Below are 19,730 nucleotides of genomic sequence, written 5' to 3'. Positions count from 1 at the left end.
TTTAAATTTTCTTCATTTGCTGCTTCATCATTTTTACCTGATCAGTCAGCATGCCGTGTTTGTCAAGTTTTTTAGCCTCGTTAAGTAGGGTAGTGGCTTCGCGTTTGCGTCTTTTGGTCATTGCAATTCCCGCAAGGTTTAATTTTGCTACCGCAAGATCTTGATCCATTCTTAGTCCAGTTTTAATTGCTTTCCTAAAATATTTCTCAGCCTGGGTCATGTTGGTTTGTGATATCATCAAACCTTGTAAATAATTGTAATATCCCAATTGCTTTGTAACTAGTGCTTTTTCAGGATCATTGATGCGAGCTAGCCATTTTTGAGCTCCAGGAAAATCTTGTTTTCTTAATCTTAGAAAAGCCAAAATGATCATTTCATTCCAAAAATATAAAATGACAAAAATTCCAGCTAACAGTATCAACATGATACCGGTAAGGATCTCGTTTCTAGTAAATTGATAGATGGCAAATGCGACGACGAGTACGGCAAGCACCAACTTAATATTCTTATTAAACATGAGTAGTTTCGTTTGGGGCTGCAAATATAGACAACGCGCTACATTTACCGTAACTCAAAGACTTCATATACCTTTACAGCCTCAAGAATTGCCGATTATTTTGAATAAAACTGTCCCAGCAGACTATATCCAGCGTGTTGATAAAGCTCTTTTTTACATCGATGAGCATTTGAATGAAGATCTACCTTTAGATAAGATTGTCACAGTTGCAGGGTATTCCTCTTTTCATTTTCATAGGATCTTCAAGTTGATTACTAATGAGCCACTGCTTGTTTACGTCAACCGTAAACGCGTTGAACGATGCGCCTCACTATTGATGCATAGACGTGATCTTTCCGCCAAAGAGATTTATCTGGAGTACGGTTTCAATAGTGCAAGTAGCTTTTCCAGATCTTTTAAGAAGTATTACGGTTTGAGTCCAGTTCGCTTTCGCGAAAGCGTTACAAATACCAACAACAAGATCCATTCATCAATTAGCAAGAATGGACAAAGGCATCCGGTTATTGAAAAATACATTTGCAGTATTAAGGAACATCTCAATTGGCTAAGCATAAACACTAAAATCCAAATCAAGCAGATCCCAGAAATGCAACTCGCAGGAGTCACTGCCATGGGTTTTCAAAACGTTGCTGGTAGCTATGACCAACTTGTTAACTGGGCTGGAGATCAAGGGTTACTCGACGCACCAGATGTTAAAATGGTCACGGTCTACCACGATAGCGCCAAAACCACAGCGCCCGATAAGGTCAGGATAAGTGCTTGTATCTTACTCAATAAACAGGTAGAGGTTGCTGGTGAGGTCTCCTTATTGCAGTTGCCGTCGCATCGCTGTATTGTTGCACCTATGGAAATAGGACTATCAGAGTTTGAGCAGGCCTGGAAAGGCCTCTTTATATGGATGCAGGAAAACGGCCATCTAAAAGCGGCACCATCGCCCTTTGAAGTCTACCATAACAATTACCAGGATCATCCACATAAAATGTGTATCGTTGACCTGTGTATTCCCATAGAATAACGGCAATGTTGATAACGTGTGAACTTTCCCAATTATTTTTACTTGTAAACATTGTGTAGTTATAAAGACTTCCTATCTTTGCACCCGATTAAAAATTAAGGTTCGACCTTTTTATTATATAGAATTACACGATGGCACAAAAGAGAACATACCAACCTAGTAAGAGAAAGAGAAGAAACAAGCACGGTTTCAGAGAGCGCATGGCATCTGCAAATGGTCGTAAAGTTCTTGCACGTCGTAGAGCAAAAGGACGCAAGAAACTTTCTGTTTCAACTGAAAGAAGACATAAGAGATAATGATTTATCCTCTATAAATTATAGGCGTTACTTTTTTAGAAGTAACGCCTTTTTTTATGCCCGCACATTAACGAAATTTGAACATCCCACAAAAACATACCCATGCCAAAAAGAAAAGATCTAAAATCCATACTATTAATAGGTAGTGGACCCATCATTATTGGACAGGCCTGTGAATTTGACTACGCAGGTTCTCAATCATTGCGATCAATGATAGAAGAAGGAATTGAAACCATATTGATCAATTCCAACCCGGCAACCATTATGACAGATCCGTCTATGGCAGACCATGTATACCTGTTGCCATTAACAACCAAGTCCTTACGTAAAATCCTGGCAGAGCATCCACAAATCGATGCGGTATTGCCTACCATGGGCGGACAGACAGCCTTGAATCTATGTATTGAAGCACAGGAAAAAGGCATCTGGGAAGATCACAATGTCGACTTGATAGGTGTTGATATAGATGCTATCAATATCACAGAAGATCGTGAGAAATTTAGAGAATTGATGGGCAAGATTGGGGTTGGTATGGCTCCACAAGCTACAGCAACCTCTTTCCTAAAAGGTAAGGAAATCGCTCAGGAATTTGGTTTTCCATTATGTATACGTTCCTCGTTTACGCTAGGTGGTGCTGGTGCAGCAATTGTTCATAAAGAAGAGGACTATGACGAGTTATTGCAGCTGGGTCTAGAAGTATCGCCTATTCATGAAGTCATGATTGACAAAGCCTTATTGGGCTGGAAGGAATACGAGCTGGAATTGCTACGTGACAAAAATGACAACGTAGTTATTATTTGTACGATAGAAAACATGGATCCTATGGGAATCCATACGGGTGATTCCATCACGGTAGCACCTGCGATGACCTTGTCAGACCGTACCTACCAAAAGATGCGTGACATGGCGATTCATATGATGCGCAGCATAGGTGAGTTTGAAGGTGGTTGTAACGTTCAGTTTGCCGTGAGCCCAGATGAAAGAGAAGATATCATCGCGATTGAGATCAATCCACGAGTGTCTCGTTCTAGTGCTTTGGCATCTAAGGCTACCGGATATCCTATTGCAAAAATCGCTACGAAATTAGCACTGGGCTATACTCTGGACGAGTTGAGCAACCAGATAACCGGTAGCACTTCGGCATTGTTTGAGCCTACATTGGATTACGTGATCGTTAAAATACCACGATGGAATTTTGACAAATTTGAAGGCTCTGACCGCACGTTAGGCTTGCAAATGAAAGCCGTAGGTGAGGTGATGGGAATAGGTAGATCCTTCCAGGAAGCCTTACATAAAGCTACACAGTCTCTAGAGATCAAACGCAACGGGCTAGGTGCAGACGGTAAAGGCTATACCGACTACAATCAAGTGATTGATAAATTGACTAACGCAAGTTGGGATCGGGTTTTTGCCCTTTACGACGCCATTGCCATGGGAATCTCGCTGTCCAGAATCCATGAGATCACGCGCATTGACATGTGGTACTTGAGACAATTTGAGGAGTTACATGAGTTGGAATTAGAGATAGGAAGGTTTGATGTTAGTTCGCTTTCGCGAAAGCTACTTCTCGAGGCCAAACAAAAAGGGTTTGCAGATCGTCAAATCGCACATATGCTGGGCTGTCTGGAATCTGAGGTGTACACCAAGCGTGAAGAGATGAACATCAATCGCGTTTACAAATTGGTAGACACGTGTGCTGCGGAGTTCAAAGCAGAAACACCATATTACTACAGCACCTTTGAAGCAGACGTAGAAACACCTGATGGGAAGCGCGCTGCACAGAACGAAAGCATTGTTTCTGATAAGAAAAAAGTCATTGTTTTAGGTTCGGGACCTAACCGTATAGGACAAGGAATTGAGTTTGATTACTGTTGTGTTCACGGCGTTTATGCCGCACAGGAATGCGGTTATGAAGCCATCATGATCAATTGTAATCCAGAGACGGTTTCTACCGACTTTGACACGGCAGACAAACTGTATTTTGAACCGGTTTTCTGGGAACATATTTATGACATCATACGTCATGAAAAGCCAGAAGGTGTGATCGTACAATTGGGTGGTCAAACAGCCTTGAAATTGGCCGAAAAACTAGATCGCTACGGCATTAAAATAATGGGGACGAGCTTTGAGGCACTCGACCTTGCTGAAGATCGTGGCCGATTCTCTACTTTATTGCAAGAAATCAATATTCCATATCCAGAATTTGACACCGCAACATCTCCAGACGAGGCGATGAAAGTGGCCGATAAACTAGACTTCCCGATTTTGGTACGACCTTCATATGTCCTAGGTGGACAAGGAATGAAGATCGTGATCAATAAACAAGAATTGGAAGAACATGTGGTGGACATCTTGAGAAAGATCCCAAACAACGTGTTATTACTGGATCACTATCTGGATGGTGCGATAGAAGCAGAGGCAGATGCGATATGTGATGGCGAGAACGTCTACATCATAGGTATCATGGAGCATATAGAGCCTTGTGGGATACATTCGGGAGATTCTAATGCCACCTTACCGCCATTCAACCTGGGCGACCTGGTAATGCAGCAAATTAAGGATCACACTAAAAAGATTGCACTTGCTTTAAAAACAGTTGGGTTGATCAACATCCAATTCGCTATCAAAGACGATATTGTTTACATCATAGAAGCCAATCCTAGAGCCTCTAGAACAGTTCCGTTTATTGCAAAGGCCTACGGAGAACCATACGTAAACTACGCTACTAAAGTGATGCTAGGGCACAACAAGGTCACTGACTTTGACTTCAACCCACAATTAAAAGGCTATGCGATCAAGCAGCCGGTATTCTCATTCAACAAGTTCCCTAACGTTGACAAACGATTGGGTCCAGAAATGAAATCAACTGGAGAAAGCATCTTGTTTGTAGACAGTTTGAAAGACGATGAGTTTTATGAGCTGTATGCGAGACGCAGGATGTATTTGAGTAAATAGTATTCTATTTAAGATCTCTTAAAAAAAGACCTGATTCATATCAGGTCTTTTTTTATGGTCTAGAATTTCGAAATAGTAATTAGCCTAACTCCACATTATAATCCTTCAACAGCTCCACAAATTCCTCAGCATTAAAGTTGGTGGCTTTCATTTCTTTGGAACTGTTTCTCTTGATTGATTTGCGACGTATTTCTCTGGCAAATCTCCTAATGTGCGTATCGCTACTTAATTTAAGTCCAGGTACGGCAATGGTTTTACCTTCATCATCTTTGGCCACCATGGTGACATAGCTGGAGTTACAATGCTTCTTCGTGCCAGACTTGATGTCTTCAGCATCGACTCGTATGCCTACGACCATAGAGGTGTTTCCTACATAATTGACGGTAGCTTTTAGGGTAACCATCTCACCAACTTCTATAGGCGCCAAAAAATCCACAACGTCCACACTTGCCGTCACACAATAGTTGTTGCTGTGCTTTGACGCGCAGGCAAACGCGATCTGGTCAATCAATGATAGGATATGGCCACCATGGATCTTTCCAGAGAAATTGGCATGCGATGGCAACATCAACATGGATATGACGACTCTAGATTCCTCGGGCGTTTTGAAAATATTTGACATGGTTTTGAGCTTTGAGTCGGTAGCAGTGAGTTTCTATTGGTTACGCTTTCGCGAAAGCGAACTATACCAAAAACAATGGCATCACAATGGGCAATTGTTACTGAAAACGGAATACGGTTTAATTGCGATTAAAGTGTGGCGATTGCTCCAGCGAGACTTCGGTAATGAAATACTTCGTGTCACCCCAAAAGAAAAAAGTGCCGAAGCGCTCTTCATATTTGAGTTTCACATATTGACCTTGGTATTCCTGTAGCTTTTCAATGACTTCTTTTTCTTCATCTAGGACCGAGAAGGAAAATATTTGAGCACCACTGATGCCTTGGGAAATCTCACCTTCCCAGGTTTTGACCAGGTAACCTTTACTGGAGAATTTGATCAATTCACCGCTGCGGTACCCGTCAGAATAAGTAGCAAAATATAGAAAGCTGTACCAAATAATAGCCAGCAGGACGATGGTTGCGAGTATAACCCCTAGTATTTTTTTCATAATCCGGTCATTTGTTGAAAGGCGATACCCGTAAGTATGGCGATGCCAAAACTAAGCAAAGTCCCGATCAATACATATTCCGTTAATTTCATATTGTGTTCTCTGTTGAGATCTCCAAACCTAAAAACAGATTTGGCTGCCAGTAGAAATCCAACAGCACCAAATTGGCCTACGACAATGAATACAAAAACCAGCAGTCGTTCTATGATTCCTATCCAGTTGCCTGCGTTTTTAAGCGAGTCGATACCGGCGTTTTCTGGATTTAATTTCCATCTCGTAAAAAACATTTTAAGCGCTATGCTTATAGGCGTGGTAAGGAATAGGATGCAGGCGATAAAAAACCAGGTCTGAGCAGGAATATGAAATGAGAAATAAGTAAAGTCTGCATCATAGCCTTTGATCAAAGCGATTAAAACGATGACTGCCACATGGGCTACTTGATCCATCAAAAACAACCATCGCTTATTTTTCTTATTCGTCCCATACAGTTTGATCAGATCGATTACCAAATGAGACGCCATGATGATTACCGCGATATACCATAAGTATATATCCCATAGCAGAATCATCACCAACGCTCCATGGATCAATACATGAACGTATAGTGCAACCGATTTGATCTTGCGCTTTTCCTTGCTTTTAACGCTGTCGTTAGTCTGCAGGAAAAAGTCTCCTATAAAATGGGCGATGAGAAGTTTAAAGAATAGAATCATTACTTACGTCTTTATAGTATTCCCTGAATAACCCAGAGACTATTCCTGTTTCTTTCCAATTGGCACGATCAAGACGCCTACTAACTGTTGCTTGCTGAATCCCTAGTTTCAAACCAAGTTCCTCTTGATTTATATGAGGATTGTGTAAAAATTCGAATATCACTTCAGCTGCATTTTCAGTCCAATTATCCATGAATAACAATGCCATTTTAAGCATGTTATTCATATAATAATCTAACTTATGATCTGATCGAACCATTAGGTTTTGGTTTTTATGTTTTAAAGAATCAAGTAGCTGCCCTGATCTTATTAACGCTGAACCTTTCGATATAGCTATGTCATTTTGAATTACATTTACATCACCTAATCCGATAGCAATTCTTACGTCTAGTCCATTAGATCTCTTCAATGCGGATTTTAATTGTAAGGCGACAAACATTCCTAATTCAGGTCGTTTCAGAAGAGCCTGAAAACTATCACCACGGTAGATTTGGAAAAGTCCATCACTGGAATATTCGCTCAAAATATCCTTTAATGCCTTTATAAAGGTTTCAGGATCATTTTGTTGTGAGTTAATGATATCACCAGCTATAACTACTTTCATAAGTATTACGTAAATGAGTAATAATGTAAATATATTACATAAATACGTAATAATTATAAATATTACATAAATACGTAATAAAATGATTTATTACGTAAAAGCGTAATAATTACTCTTCATCGTCATTTGGGCTGTCTAGCTCTAGATAATCTGGATCGTTATCTACGGCACGACGCACCAGTTTTTCATTGACTGATTTGTTGGCTTTTGCACCTAATTTTTTCAAACGCTCTACGCGTCCTACTAAATTACCGGCACCATCAGTCAACTTATTCATGCTAGCAGAATAGGATTTCTTGACCGTATCGAGTTGGGCGCCTACCTTGATTAAATCATCAGTAAGGCCTACAAATTTGTCATATAGCGCACCAGCAGCTTTTGCAATGTCTAAGGCGTTCTTTTGTTGCTTTTCATTTTGCCACATGGTGTCAATGGTGCGCAATGTCGCGAGCAGAGTCGTAGGCGTTACTATCACGATATTCTTTTCAAAAGCATCTGTATAAACCGTGGAGTCGGCGTTCAAGGCCGCCGCAAACGCCGGCTCTATTGGAACGAATAACAACACAAAGTCTGGACTTTCAATCGAGTACAATTCATGATAATTCTTGTCTGACAAATCGCTGATGTGTTTGCGCAAGGCAGCAACGTGCGCTTTTAAATGCAGGTTTTGTTGCGCCTCATCTTCTTCATTGACCCATCTTTCATAGGCGTTTAAAGAAACCTTGGAGTCGATCACCATTTTATTGCCGCCAGGTAGATGCACGACAACATCAGGGAAATAGGTTTTGCCTTCTTCGGTTTTGACGCTTTGCTGCACCTCATATTCCGACCCTTTTTCAAGACCTGATTTTTCTAGAACTCGTTCCAGCACCAGTTCACCCCAATTTCCACGCATTTTGGAATCTCCTTTCAATGCCTTGGTCAAATTGCTGGTTTCCTTACTCATCTGCTCATTGAGTTCTTTCAAGCCAATGATTTGCTGGCGCAACGAGCTTTGTCTATCGATGGTGTCCTTATGCGTGTCTTCCACACGTTTTTCAAAACTCTTGATCTTCTCCTGTAACGGATTCAAAATCTGCTCGATATTAAGCTTGTTTTGAGTCGTGAATTTGGTGCTTTTCTCGTCCAGGATTTTGTTGGCTAGGTTTTCAAATTCCTTGGTAAACTTCTCGTTGAGTTTTTCCAATTCTGCTTGAGACTGCTCGTATTTTTCCTCGGCCTTTTCGTGAATGGTACGCATCTGGGCAAGTTGTACGCTCAGGTGCTCTTTTTCACGATTCAGTTCCTTATAGTTTTCCTCAGTTTTTAAAAGTCTAGCGCGCAGTTCTTCTTGTGTTTCCTTTTTCTGGTGGATTTCTGCATTCAGGGAACTTTGAGCATTACGCAATTCGTCACGTTCTCTTAGGACCAGTTTGCCTTCTTCTACAAGTAGGTTCAAGCGTTCTTTTTCTGCTTCCAAAAACTGGACCGGTGAAGAAAATTTGTTTTTGGCAAAAAACCAGCCCACCAAGGCGCCTACCAACAATCCCGCGATCAGTAATACTACCGCAAACACATCTGCCGTCATAAAAAATTGATTTAACGTAAAGTTACAAAGTCAAATAAGGTCATCTCAAAATTGCCCAGAGCAGTTATCCACATTTAATCCTTTCCAGGCTCCAGTCGATAACTTCCATGTTCCCAGCTTAGAAACGGCGATGGGAACAGCTGCTCCAGGATATTCTTCTCTTTGAATTCTGTGATGCTTTTGAACCTGATGTAGCCATCGTGGATATACACGACTTGATCTGCCAGTGCTGTGGCCATGGCAATCTCATGAGAAGAAAATATAATGGTGCGATTCTGGTTTTGGCAATGGTTTTTGAGCAACATCAACAACTCGGCTTTGTGATGAATATCCAGATGGTTGGTAGGCTCGTCCATCAAAATATAGTCGGTATCTTGAACTAAGGATCGCGCGATCAATGCGCGTTGCAGCTGTCCATCACTTAGCGTTGAAAGCTGTCGTTTTTGAAGGTCGAGTAGCTCAAAATCGGTTAGGGTTTTGTCGATAATTTCCTGATCTGCAGCGGCCAAACTTCCCAAAAAATTAGTGTATGGTGCACGGCTTATTTCCAGTAATTGCCTCACGGTGATGGATTTACTAATGGATCGATCTGTAGTCAAAATCGAGACGTGCTGCGATAATTCCTCTAGGTTGATTTGTGTGATGGACTTGCCGTTGAGCGATACGTTTCCACCCAACAAATGGCTGCCGTTTGCCATGCACCTCAACAAGGTGGATTTACCCGTGCCATTTGCACCTATGATGGATATGAATTTCGCTTTCGCGAAAGCGATATGACCCACACATTTTGCAAGAATCTCTTGATCGTAACCTATCTGTATGTCTTGTAAAATCAGCATTAGAAGCGAAGGTATCTCTTTTTAACGATGAGCCAGATCACGAGTGGTGCGCCTACCAGCGATGTCACTGCGTTGATGGGTAACGAATAGTTGGAAAATGGCAATTGCGCCACAATATCGCAAGCGAGTAGGAGCGATGCACCAATAATAATCACCAACGGAATCAGTTTTTTGTGGTCCATGCTAGGCATGATGAGTCGCGCAATATGCGGTACGGCAAGACCTATAAATGCGATAGGACCTGCAAAAGCAGTAATACTACCAGCCAATATACAGGTGATGGAGATGATGATCCAACGTGTTTTGGTAATATTGATTCCCAGACTGCGGGCATAGGTCTCGCCCAGTAACAATGCGTTGAGCGGTTTGATAATGAGCAACAGTGCCGCGAGTGATGTGATGACCAATACGGCAATGACCACAAGTTCATTCCATGTGAGGTTTCCCAAACTGCCCAATCCCCAAAATACATAACGCCGCAACTGCTCGCTGGGACTAAAATATTGCAGTATTCCAACTACAGCGCTGCTCAAACTGCCTACCATCAAACCTATGATCAACAATCCCATGGTGTCTTTGATACGTAATGAGATCAATAGAATCAGCAAGAAAACTGCGAGACTTCCCAAAACGCTGGAGGCAATCACGCCTAATCCTGACACCATTGAAAAACCCATTAAAGAACCGCCCATGATACAGATGGCCACACCTAATCCTGCACCAGAAGATATCCCTAAAACAAAAGGTCCCGCCAGCGGATTTCTAAACAAGGTTTGCATGAGCATCCCAGCAATGGCCAGACCAGCGCCGGTCAACACAGCCATGACGGCGCGAGGCAGACGCAAATGTGTAATGATATAATGATCAGTGGCATCTGGCACATCTAGAAACACGCTCCAAATTTCAGATAAAGAAATATATACAGATCCCAAGGCAATGTCTGCTACAAAAAGTAGGAGCAGCAAGGCAATCAAGATGATGTAGGTGGGCGTTTTCAATCAGATAAAGGATCAAAGAAGTTGAGATCATTCTCTTGCGGCTTACCATGAAATATTTCGATCAAATCCTTGAGAACCAGATCTGGGCGCATGGCGGCAGATTCATAATATATAACGCCACCAGTAGGGCCTTTGCGCATCGCAAAAGTAAACAGTTGTTTTTCTTGAAATGCCTTGAATAACTCATAAGAGGCATTGTCGGCCAGCATTTGCTTGTAAGAAGTGTATTGTCCAGGCGCAATCCAGAAATCGGCATTTTGGGCATCATTTAGGACGGTTTCTACATTGTATGCCAGTGAACCAGAACCTTGTGTTTCTTTATAAATATAGTTTGCTCCAGCATCGTTGATCATGCGTCCTTGCCAGGAATTGCCATAAGGCAAATACCAGACGTCTTTCCACGTGGCGCCAGCGATTACCGTAGGCTTGTCCAGATCTTGAACACTTGCTTTTGCTGCTAGATAATCAGATTCTATTTTCTTGAAAATCGCAAAGGCTTCTTCTTCCTTATCAAACAAAATCCCAAAAACCTTGATCCATTCTGCACGACCTAACGGATGTTGCTCTGTCCAATCACCATTGTAGAGTACAGGTATGCCAGCTTCCATCATGCGATCATAAGTAGGATTATCTGCATCAATGCCGTATCCTATCACAATATCTGGCACTAGTGAAATGGTGTGCTCTAGATTGACATCTTCATTAGAACCCAGATCTTCCACATCACCAGCATCAATGCGTTCCCGCATCGCCGGAGAGCTGATGTAGTCCGTGTCTGGAAAGCCTATGAGTTTGTCGGTCTCGTCAAGTAATTCCAGCGGTGGTATGTGCGTTGTGGACGTCGCAATCAGTTTTTCTACTGGGATTTGTACGTCTCCAATCGTGGCATCTGTACTGAAATCCAATTGCAGTGTGTCTGCAGATCCTGGCCATGGATTATTGATCATGAGTCTATAGCCATCTTTGATTCTCTTAAGATCAAATCCTTTGGCATACTTCACCTCTAGCGTATCGGTAACCGTAATTGCCGTAGCTGGAACGGCTGGATTTTCATTTTTACAGGAAACAAAAATGCTCGATAGGATAAGAATGACGAGTAGAAATCTTGAATTCATAGACCCCAAAAATAGAATTATTCCATGGAACCTTTCCGCATTTGGGAAATGTTCCAGAGTTATGCTGGCGTGTCTAAAGTTGTCATTACATTTGCGACTTGTTATAGGTTATGCCTCGTTGCAGGATCTAGGTGGTGAGTTCGCTTTCGCGAAAGCGGAAACATTCAAAACCACTGCATCAAACAACGAGTCGTATTAAAAGGGAATCTGGTGCAAATCCAGAACTGTTCCCGCAACTGTAGAGAATCTGCGCTATTTGTGCAGCCCGAGAAATCGGGATTTCATGTAACGCCACTGAGCAATTGGGAAGGCGATGAGATATTCAAGTCAGGAGACCTGCCATAACAAATTTGAATTGTAACCTTCGGGATAGAGGTGGCGATGAAAATTTTGTTGGTGTATTAACGCTGTTTGGCGGGTTTCTTCTTGATGCCTGCCAGCTAATTTTCTTCACGCTTGTTTCCCGGTCTAATGAAGATCGATGAACCACAAATACCTAAGTACCGCTTTATTTTCATTGATGGCTATAAGTGCCATCGCACAAGTCGATTCCACCACTACAAAACTGGGAAAGGTAACTGTCACCGCAGCCTCTAAATTTGAGCAGCAGCGCAAGGACAGCGGCAAACCCGTGATAAAAATCACACAAGAAGACATTGAAAAGCAAAGTGCCGCCAGCCTGGCTGATTTGTTGAACCAATACGCCGGCATAGAGATTAACGGTGCACGCAGCAATGCTGGGCAAAATCTGTCTTATTTCATTCGTGGTGGAAATAATCGCCAAGTGTCCTTCTTGATAGACGGCGCACAGGTGAACGACCCTAGTTTGATCGCTAGTGATTTTGATCTACGACTGGTGGATCTAGGCCAAATCGAAGAAATTGAAATATTGAAAGGCGCCTCGAGCTCGCTTTATGGAGCTAATGCTGGTACGGCTGTCATCAATATCAAATTGAAAGAAGCCGCAAGAAAAAAATTGCGAATTTCCATAGGCTCTTTTGTAGGCACTAATTCCAGTGCCGAAGATCAAGAAATCAGTCCCGACGAAGTGACCAACTCCATCAACACGAGCGGCAGACTTGAAAATGGATTGACCTATGCCGCTGGATTTCACCATCAATATACCTATGGATTAAGTGCCGTAGAACCACTGGATGGAAGTGCTGCAAGGCCTGATAAATTTAACCGCATCAATGGTTTGGGTCGCATAGGTTATGACAACAACGATAACTTTAAGTTGACCAGCTATGTATCCTTTGATGAGTATACCGCAGAATTTGACAATTTTGATTTCACAGATGCCGATAATGAAACCTACAGCCGCCAGATACGTTGGGGAACCAATGCAGAATATAAATATGCCGACCAAGGTTCTATCGTCTACAATGATGTAAGTACACATACCAGAAGAGACACGCGCAGCGGTTCGCCTACGGTTTTCAATTCTGACGGATATTCTTTAGACCTTTTTAATAAATATGCATTTGACCTATCGGCAGACGGTTCCCATCAGTTGAAAACGATTTTAGGCTTCAATTTTAGAACCAATAGATTTGAGAGCGAGGCGATTCCTTTTGGTAGTACTGGTTTCGAACAAACAGCTGATGAAGATGAGACTAATTTCAAGATTTATGATCCCTATGCAAATGTCGTTTATGAAAGTAGTTTTGGTTTCAATTTGAATACGGGAATACGTTACAACATCCACAGTGATTATGATAGTGAGTTGGTGTACAGCGTCAATCCATCATGGGATTTTCAATTAGAGGACGCTACTTTGAAGTTTTATGGAAGTTACAGTACGGCATACATCACGCCGTCTTTATACCAGCTTTTTGATCGCAGTTTTAATTTAGGTAATCCAGATTTACAACCAGAAACCAATAAAACCAGAGAAGTAGGCGTGGAGTGGTTTCAAAAAAACACCAGTTTGACTTTGAGCGTTTTTGACCGCAGGTCAGAAAATGAAGTGATTTTTGTTTCTGATCCAGTTACTTTTCAAGGAAGGTATGAAAATGCACCGGTCGACACGCAGGTGTTTGGGCTTGAAGCCTCATTGCAAACCAGAATCGCAGATCGTTTTGACCTTGCTGCCAATTATAGTTTTGCAGATAGGACAGATGACCTTATTATCTCGCGAGTACCTAAACAAAAAGTCAATGCTTCCCTGCGAACTAAAATTCTGGACCGCACCTTTTTGACCTTGAGATACCAATACAATGATCCACGACAGGACGCTTTTTTCAACAATACCACCTTTACTACAGATCCAGTCACCTTAGAGGCTTATCAATTAATAGATCTTGATGCTACCTATACATTAAAGAATAAGGATCTCACATTATTTGGTGGAGTGTCCAATCTCTTTAATGAGGATTTTACTGAACTTTATGGTTTCCAAACACGTGGACGCAATTATAAACTAGGCTTACGAGTCAACCTATAATTATTTTAATAGAAAAACAAGCGGTGTGGAAACACGACGGCTCCAGAATTTTTCGCTGTGTTCATGACCTTCAAATTTGATGGATCTATAGTTGGTTGCGTTGTAACCTGCCGTTTCAAAAAGTCTATCGACCCTATTTTGATACGGTTCATAGGCAGCATCAAGAGTTAAGGTGCCGTAGTCAAAATAAAATTTATGGGTAGCAGGATCTGGTATGCGGTTGGGAATATCTTGCATCATGCCTTCGCCTAAAACGGGAATAGGAAAGTGAGTACTCATACAAGCCGCACCACCATAAACGTCTGGATATTCCATCATGGCGTACATGGAAATCAAACCGCCCATGGACGCACCCATGAGAAAGGTATCTTCACGTAGAGTAGACGTCTGGAAGTTTTGGTCTACAAAAGGTTTCAGTTCTTGAGTCATGAACTTGAGATAGTCATCGCTGTAGAGACGGTCGTATCCGGTGTTTTCTTTTAATTGCGCTTTCGCGAAAGCGGATTCCACCGCATCATCGGGCATTTGAGGCATGTATTCGCTAAATCGTTTTTTACCGGTGTTCCACAATGTCACAACGATCGTGGGCGATATAGCGCCCGCACCAAGTAGCGAGTCCATTTTCTCATCGATTTCCCATGCGGTGCCATAACTGGAAGTTTCTTTATTGAAAACATTTTGTCCATCGTGCATATATAGCACTTGATACTTCACATCCTGTTTAGGGTAGCCCGCAGGCAACCAGATTTCAACATTGCGTTTGTCCACATAGGCAGATTCAAAATCATTATAATAAAGGATCGTGTCCTGATGGATAGGCTGCATAATGACTTGTTCGTTTTTTGAAATCAAGGGATTTGGTTCAAAAACATTTTTCGGGCTGCGATCCTTGCAGCCCACTAAGCCAACAATGAATAAGGATATTAGAATACTGCGTGATGAAAGGTTTGATAACGATAGGGCTATGCTCATAAAACTAAGGTTGAGTGTCAAATATATAAAGAATCAAATTTTAAAAACCTGCCTTTTATCTCGTTCAAATACACGATTATCTGTTTAAGTGGATATTAAGATAATTTTAATAAGATGCACTAATATACTATTATACAATGTATTAGAGTTGTTTAATGCATTTCATCGATGTTTTACGTTTGTTTATCGTGTTCAAACCTCCCATATTTGAACCATTATTAAAACGATAACAATCAAAAACCTCTACAAAATGAAAAAATTTACCCTAACAGCAGCTATCCTATTTACCGCAGCAACATTTGTTTCCTGCTCCACAGATTCTGAAGGTATCGACGATACCAGCGCACCGGTAAGCGGTCCCAAAGTGACCTTGTTTACAGGCAGCAACACATCTGGTAAGATCAACATGTTCGATCTTACCGATTCTAACAACATCACCAACAAATCTTTCCAGAGCGCCAGTACCGATGGTAATGGCATCCACTACGATCCACTCAATGACTGTCTTTTTGAGGCATCAAGATCAGAGAGTAACGTATTGGTCTTTGAAAACTTAAACAATAACGAGTCCGGAGCGGCACTTGCTCCATCACTTAGATCTGACGTACAGGTGGAGAACCCAAGAGATATTGCCATCTCTGGAAACCGCATCGTGGTATCTGCAGATGCAGTGGGGCCACGCGACAGCAATAAGTTCTATGTATATGAGTCCACGCCTAACTCTGTAAGATTGGTCAACATCTATGAGACGGGTAACCAGCACTGGGGAATCTTCCTTGCCGGCAACACTCTTTATGCAGCCGTGGACAACAGTGGTAGAATAGCCGTTTACAACGACTTCTTCTCCAACAATAGTGGTGAGCTTACTGCAGACGACCAGATCACCATTGAAGGTGCACAGTCCCTAAGAGGAATCACCTATGACGAGGTAGAGGACCAACTCTTCCTTGCCGATGTCAGAAACCCATTGAACGACAGCGACGGAGCGATCCACACGATCAAGAACTTCTCAGTGATCTACAGCGGTCTTGAGGCTTACGGCACCATCACCGATGTGACTACGGTAAGCGGTTCAGAGACGATGTTGGGCAACCCGGTAGACCTGGAATACGATAACGTAGGAAAGGTGCTCTATGCGGCAGAGCGCAGCACCAACGGTGGCATGGCTTTATCATTCGATACTACTACCGTAGGCAACGCAAAACCTAAGATGCAGCAGTCCGTTTCAGGAATCTCAAGCATCTACCTTAACGTAGAATAACATACAACGATTTTTCAAGTGCAATTTGTAGAGTAGATTGTAGAAAAGAGAAGAGACCCATCAAGGGTCTCTTTTTTTGTTCCATAGTATTGAGGATTGTTACGCTTTCGCGCTTGCCTGCCTGACAGGCAGGAAAGCAACATAGAAAAATAAGGCTACTGTTTCAAACCAAACTTGATTGCCAGTAGTAATAAGAAAAAAGCTAGGAAACCCAGCAAAATCCATTTGACCCCTTTATAATTCTTACGGTGCAATAATTTATCCTTACCGTACATGAAATAAATCAGGATCACAAAAGCCACAAAAAATACCGCGGCGAAAATGAGTTGGCCACTTGAAAACATGGGATCTTTAATTGCAAGAATGGATAAACTCATAATGGTCATATTTTTTGTAAAATTACAATACAATAGATCAATAATCCATGAAGAAGAATATTAACGCCGTACGCGACTTTCACAAAGCCTTTAAATTAAACATCCAGGATCAACCTACTGTTAACATCTCACTGGAGCGTAAGCTGTTGCGCTATGAATTGATGCGTGAGGAAAATGAGGAATATCTGGAAGCTGCAAAAAATGATGATCTTATTGAAGTAGCAGATGCACTGGGCGATATGCTGTATATACTATGCGGGACGATCATTGAACATGGTATGCAGGATGTCATTGAGGATGTTTTTAACGAGATACAGCGTTCCAACATGAGTAAACTAGGAGCCGATGGAGAACCTATTTACAGAGAAGATGGTAAAGTCCTAAAGGGACCAGACTACTTCAAGCCTGATTTTGGATCCATTCTCAATAAGCACCTACAATCATGACAAACGATCAAATTTATCCAGCAGAGCTACCGCCATTAGAAACATCAGAGTTTAAGAAGCATCCCAAACGTTTTCTAAACAAAAAATTGATTGCAAAGCTTATCGTTTTTGTTCCCTTGTTGATTGCTGCCATCACCTTTATTTTTATTCTTGATGAGCCATGGTTTACGTGGTCAGTCATTCCTGTATGGTTGGTATTGTTGGTGCTGGCTTTATTCCTTTCTTACAAAGAGTATTTTGTGCGCGGTTATATTTTAAGAGAACTGGACATTACCTATAGACATGGATGGATCTTTCATCACGAGACTACAGTGCCTTTTAATAGGATCCAACATACAGAGATCAAAGATGGTCCCATTGACCGATTGTTCAATCTTTGTGAATTGGAGATTTATACGGCTGGTGGTAGTTCTTCAGACCTTAGTCTTTCTGGGTTAGATCCAGAAGACGCCAAAAAGCTCAAAGAATTTATCTCTCATAAGACAGCCATGCATGCTTGATCTAAGCGAACCTAGGAGACAAAGCCGCAAGAGCATATTATTATATGTTTTCAAGAATGTAAAAGCATTAATAGCCGTTGCGTTATACTCCGCATTTGGGATCAATAACTTTGGTGATTATAGGATTGTCATAGGCCTTACGGCGCTGGTGGTTATTCTAGGATTACTCTCGCCACTGCTTAGTTATTATTTTTTCACTTTTTATGTAGAAGGCGATGAGTTGATTATTCAAAAAGGAGTCCTGAATAAAGAACGCAAGGCCATTCCGCTAGAACGTATCCAATCTGTCAACATTACCCAAAACTTGGTCCAACGCATTTTACAATTGGTAGCAGTAGAAGTAGAGACCGCTGGCTCTAAAGCTAAGGAGCTAGAAATACCTGGACTAAGCCGCGATTTTGCAGAATCCTTTAAAAATCTTTTGCAGGACAAAAGTCTACAAACCTCAAATCAGGAAGTTGTTGATGAAGGGTTGACCGAGGAAAATATCGATGCTCCTAAAAGAGAACGAACTGATAATAGGAGAGAGCTATTATCCCTAGGAATAATTGATTTATTTAAAATAGGAATCACTCAAAATCATTTGCGCAGTGGTGGCCTGGCATTGGGAGTTGTGTTCGGGTTCTGGTATAATATTAGGGATTTTGTAGAGCGTTTTTACGGGAATGTCTTTGAGGGTTTTGAATGGGAAAACATGGTAGGTTATGCAAGCTTGAGTCTAGTCGTGATGACAGCCATCGTTTTTATCATCGCATCGGTTATTGTTAGTGTCGTATTGGTTTTCAATAAATATTATGGATACACTTTGCGGCGCAACGGTGATTATCTTGAAATTGAAATGGGATTGCTTCATAGGCGCGAGATTAAAATTCCCATCCAGAAAATTCAGATTCTGGAATTTCATACCAACCCATTACGCAGGTTGTTGAATTATCAAACGGCCAAAATCCATCAAGCACAATCGCAGGGAGTTTCCCTTACTGGAGCAGAAGTTCCAGCCTGTAGCCCGCAAATGATGGAGCTGTTGCAGGATTTGATTTTTGATCATGGAATGGATCCAAACGCAAGCCAGATGGACTCCATCGCCATCTCACATGCCCGATTGACTTTTTACATCGTTGCCTTACCACTGGTTTTGGCCTGTGCGATCTCCATTTACTTGGAAATTTATGCCTTAGCTGCAGTGGCTATTTTGGTTTTCGGGTGGATGGTTTTTGTGTCGTATCGCAATGGTAAAAGGACACAAATCCAGTCTGATGAAGAGTTGGTCGTCCTGCGATCTGGATGGCTTTTTCACAAAACCATGCTCATTCCCATCTATAAAATCCAAGCGGTAGAAAAATGGCGCAGTATATTTTTGAAACGCCGCCGGCAAATCCATTTTACCGTGCATACTGCCGCCGGTTCTCGAGGGTTGCGTTACTTCAATGAGAAGCAGGTGACCCAACTTAAGAATAAACTGCACAATCTGGTGCTGTTGTCAGAACGCAACTGGATGTAGCTAATAGACCCTTGTGTCTGTGATTTGGGTGATCTTCCACGCATCATTCACAAATACCATCGTGAAGACATTACGACCGGTATGGGAAAGTTTGCCATTCACATAAAATTCATAATCTGTGTGAACGCTGGCGATATGATCATCTGCAACGGTTTTAAGCGAAGTAAGGCGCTCTTCAAAAGTTACGTTTGCAGGAATGGATGCAATAGATTTCAAAAATGTATTAACGGCAGAGGCGCTCGTGGTGCGTTCATTTCCTTTGATGGCAAGGGAATGCATGGAAGCGTCGTTGACGAATTGGTTTTTCAATGCAACAGTGTCTTGTGCATGAAAATTTTGAAAAAAGGATTCCACGGTCTTGCCTGCGGGATGATCGTAAAGCAACACGGTAGATGATGCGGTGGCTGTGGCTTGTTGTGAGTTCGCTTTCGCGAAAGCGAGAAAAACAACCAGCACAAGAACAGGTTTCAACATGATAGTTCCATTTAAGTGTTTTTAA

21 protein-coding genes and 1 riboswitch are annotated in these 19,730 nt (G+C 41.8%); of the genes, 9 read left to right on the top strand and 12 right to left on the bottom strand.

The window, feature by feature from the left end:
* Position 1: 1 nt before the first annotated feature.
* Positions 2–517 carry a hypothetical protein gene (locus BST86_RS06545; protein ID WP_105982566.1) on the bottom strand — a complete coding sequence of 172 codons (516 nt, stop codon included), beginning with the start codon at positions 515–517 and terminating at the stop codon, positions 2–4.
* On the opposite strand from BST86_RS06545, the gene BST86_RS06540 reads away from it, so the two are divergent.
* The 3 genes from BST86_RS06540 to carB all read left to right on the top strand — a co-directional run bounded on the left by BST86_RS06540 (position 516) and on the right by carB (position 4,783).
* On the top strand, positions 516–1,532 hold the full coding sequence (locus tag BST86_RS06540) for an AraC family transcriptional regulator (RefSeq protein ID WP_172443322.1): 1,017 nt from the start codon (positions 516–518) through the stop codon (positions 1,530–1,532). The genes BST86_RS06545 and BST86_RS06540 overlap by 2 nt on opposite strands.
* A 131-nt stretch (positions 1,533–1,663) precedes the next feature.
* Entirely contained in the window at positions 1,664–1,828 is a 165-nt protein-coding gene (gene rpmH, locus BST86_RS06535) for a 50S ribosomal protein L34 (RefSeq protein ID WP_082438615.1), read from the top strand.
* Positions 1,829–1,930: 102 nt separating this feature from the next.
* The gene (gene carB, locus BST86_RS06530) at positions 1,931–4,783 is read left to right on the top strand and encodes a carbamoyl-phosphate synthase large subunit (RefSeq protein ID WP_105982564.1); all 2,853 of its coding nucleotides are present in this window, start codon (positions 1,931–1,933) and stop codon (positions 4,781–4,783) included.
* 79 nt (positions 4,784–4,862) lie between these two features.
* Here carB and BST86_RS06525 read toward each other — a convergent pair whose 3' ends face one another.
* From BST86_RS06525 to BST86_RS06490, 8 genes are all read right to left on the bottom strand, one after another.
* Positions 4,863–5,405: an acyl-CoA thioesterase gene (locus BST86_RS06525; protein ID WP_105982563.1), complete on the bottom strand. Its 543-nt coding sequence runs from the start codon at positions 5,403–5,405 to the stop codon at positions 4,863–4,865.
* A gap of 118 nt (positions 5,406–5,523) precedes the next feature.
* On the bottom strand, positions 5,524–5,892 hold the full coding sequence (locus tag BST86_RS06520) for a hypothetical protein (protein ID WP_055413030.1): 369 nt from the start codon (positions 5,890–5,892) through the stop codon (positions 5,524–5,526).
* Positions 5,889–6,605: a DUF3307 domain-containing protein gene (locus BST86_RS06515; RefSeq protein WP_105982562.1), complete on the bottom strand. Its 717-nt coding sequence runs from the start codon at positions 6,603–6,605 to the stop codon at positions 5,889–5,891. Before BST86_RS06515 ends, BST86_RS06520 begins: the two co-directional genes overlap by 4 nt.
* A complete protein-coding gene (locus tag BST86_RS06510) occupies positions 6,589–7,209 on the bottom strand; it encodes a SatD family protein (protein WP_105982561.1) in 621 nt (206 codons plus the stop codon). The genes BST86_RS06515 and BST86_RS06510 overlap by 17 nt, the downstream gene beginning before the upstream one ends.
* 109 nt (positions 7,210–7,318) lie before the next feature.
* Positions 7,319–8,776 carry a DNA recombination protein RmuC gene (gene rmuC / locus BST86_RS06505; RefSeq protein WP_105982560.1) on the bottom strand — a complete coding sequence of 486 codons (1,458 nt, stop codon included), beginning with the start codon at positions 8,774–8,776 and terminating at the stop codon, positions 7,319–7,321.
* Between the two features lie 74 nt (positions 8,777–8,850).
* Positions 8,851–9,615 carry an ABC transporter ATP-binding protein gene (locus BST86_RS06500; RefSeq protein WP_105982559.1) on the bottom strand — a complete coding sequence of 255 codons (765 nt, stop codon included), beginning with the start codon at positions 9,613–9,615 and terminating at the stop codon, positions 8,851–8,853.
* Positions 9,615–10,613: an iron ABC transporter permease gene (locus BST86_RS06495; RefSeq protein WP_242446481.1), complete on the bottom strand. Its 999-nt coding sequence runs from the start codon at positions 10,611–10,613 to the stop codon at positions 9,615–9,617. The genes BST86_RS06500 and BST86_RS06495 overlap by 1 nt, the downstream gene beginning before the upstream one ends.
* A complete protein-coding gene (locus BST86_RS06490) occupies positions 10,610–11,728 on the bottom strand; it encodes an ABC transporter substrate-binding protein (RefSeq protein ID WP_105982558.1) in 1,119 nt (372 codons plus the stop codon). Before BST86_RS06490 ends, BST86_RS06495 begins: the two co-directional genes overlap by 4 nt.
* Between BST86_RS06490 and BST86_RS14885 the strand changes: the two genes are divergently transcribed.
* Positions 11,703–11,927, top strand: a complete 225-nt coding sequence (locus tag BST86_RS14885; protein ID WP_172443321.1) for a hypothetical protein — start codon at positions 11,703–11,705, stop codon at positions 11,925–11,927. The genes BST86_RS06490 and BST86_RS14885 overlap by 26 nt on opposite strands.
* Positions 11,889–12,086: riboswitch (cobalamin riboswitch) on the top strand. (Overlaps the previous gene by 39 nt.)
* A gap of 123 nt (positions 12,087–12,209) precedes the next feature.
* Entirely contained in the window at positions 12,210–14,174 is a 1,965-nt protein-coding gene (locus tag BST86_RS06485; protein ID WP_105982557.1) for a TonB-dependent receptor plug domain-containing protein, read from the top strand.
* Here BST86_RS06485 and BST86_RS06480 read toward each other — a convergent pair whose 3' ends face one another.
* Positions 14,175–15,146, bottom strand: a complete 972-nt coding sequence (locus BST86_RS06480; RefSeq protein WP_105982556.1) for an alpha/beta hydrolase — start codon at positions 15,144–15,146, stop codon at positions 14,175–14,177.
* Between the two features lie 250 nt (positions 15,147–15,396).
* Between BST86_RS06480 and BST86_RS06475 the strand changes: the two genes are divergently transcribed.
* Entirely contained in the window at positions 15,397–16,407 is a 1,011-nt protein-coding gene (locus BST86_RS06475) for a hypothetical protein (protein WP_105982555.1), read from the top strand.
* A 155-nt stretch (positions 16,408–16,562) separates the two neighbouring features.
* On the opposite strand, the gene BST86_RS06470 is transcribed toward BST86_RS06475, so the two are convergent.
* Positions 16,563–16,784, bottom strand: a complete 222-nt coding sequence (locus tag BST86_RS06470; protein ID WP_317046524.1) for a hypothetical protein — start codon at positions 16,782–16,784, stop codon at positions 16,563–16,565.
* Between the two features lie 47 nt (positions 16,785–16,831).
* On the opposite strand from BST86_RS06470, the gene BST86_RS06465 reads away from it, so the two are divergent.
* Genes BST86_RS06465 through BST86_RS06455 form a run of 3 tightly spaced genes read left to right on the top strand, consistent with a single transcriptional unit; the run spans position 16,832 to position 19,231 of the window.
* Complete coding sequence (locus tag BST86_RS06465) at positions 16,832–17,230, top strand: pyrophosphohydrolase domain-containing protein (RefSeq protein ID WP_055413021.1); 399 nt, start codon at positions 16,832–16,834, stop codon at positions 17,228–17,230.
* A complete protein-coding gene (locus BST86_RS06460; RefSeq protein ID WP_105982554.1) occupies positions 17,227–17,730 on the top strand; it encodes a PH domain-containing protein in 504 nt (167 codons plus the stop codon). Before BST86_RS06465 ends, BST86_RS06460 begins: the two co-directional genes overlap by 4 nt.
* The gene (locus BST86_RS06455; protein WP_105982553.1) at positions 17,723–19,231 is read left to right on the top strand and encodes a PH domain-containing protein; all 1,509 of its coding nucleotides are present in this window, start codon (positions 17,723–17,725) and stop codon (positions 19,229–19,231) included. Before BST86_RS06460 ends, BST86_RS06455 begins: the two co-directional genes overlap by 8 nt.
* Here BST86_RS06455 and BST86_RS06450 read toward each other — a convergent pair whose 3' ends face one another.
* Positions 19,232–19,705, bottom strand: a complete 474-nt coding sequence (locus BST86_RS06450) for a nuclear transport factor 2 family protein (RefSeq protein WP_105982552.1) — start codon at positions 19,703–19,705, stop codon at positions 19,232–19,234. It lies immediately after the preceding gene.
* Between the last annotated feature and the right edge of the window lie 25 nt (positions 19,706–19,730).

Origin of the sequence: Nonlabens agnitus, assembly GCF_002994045.1 — a bacterium.
GTDB classification, from domain to species: domain Bacteria; phylum Bacteroidota; class Bacteroidia; order Flavobacteriales; family Flavobacteriaceae; genus Nonlabens; species Nonlabens agnitus.
This window is presented reverse-complemented; position numbering and strand designations above follow the sequence as displayed.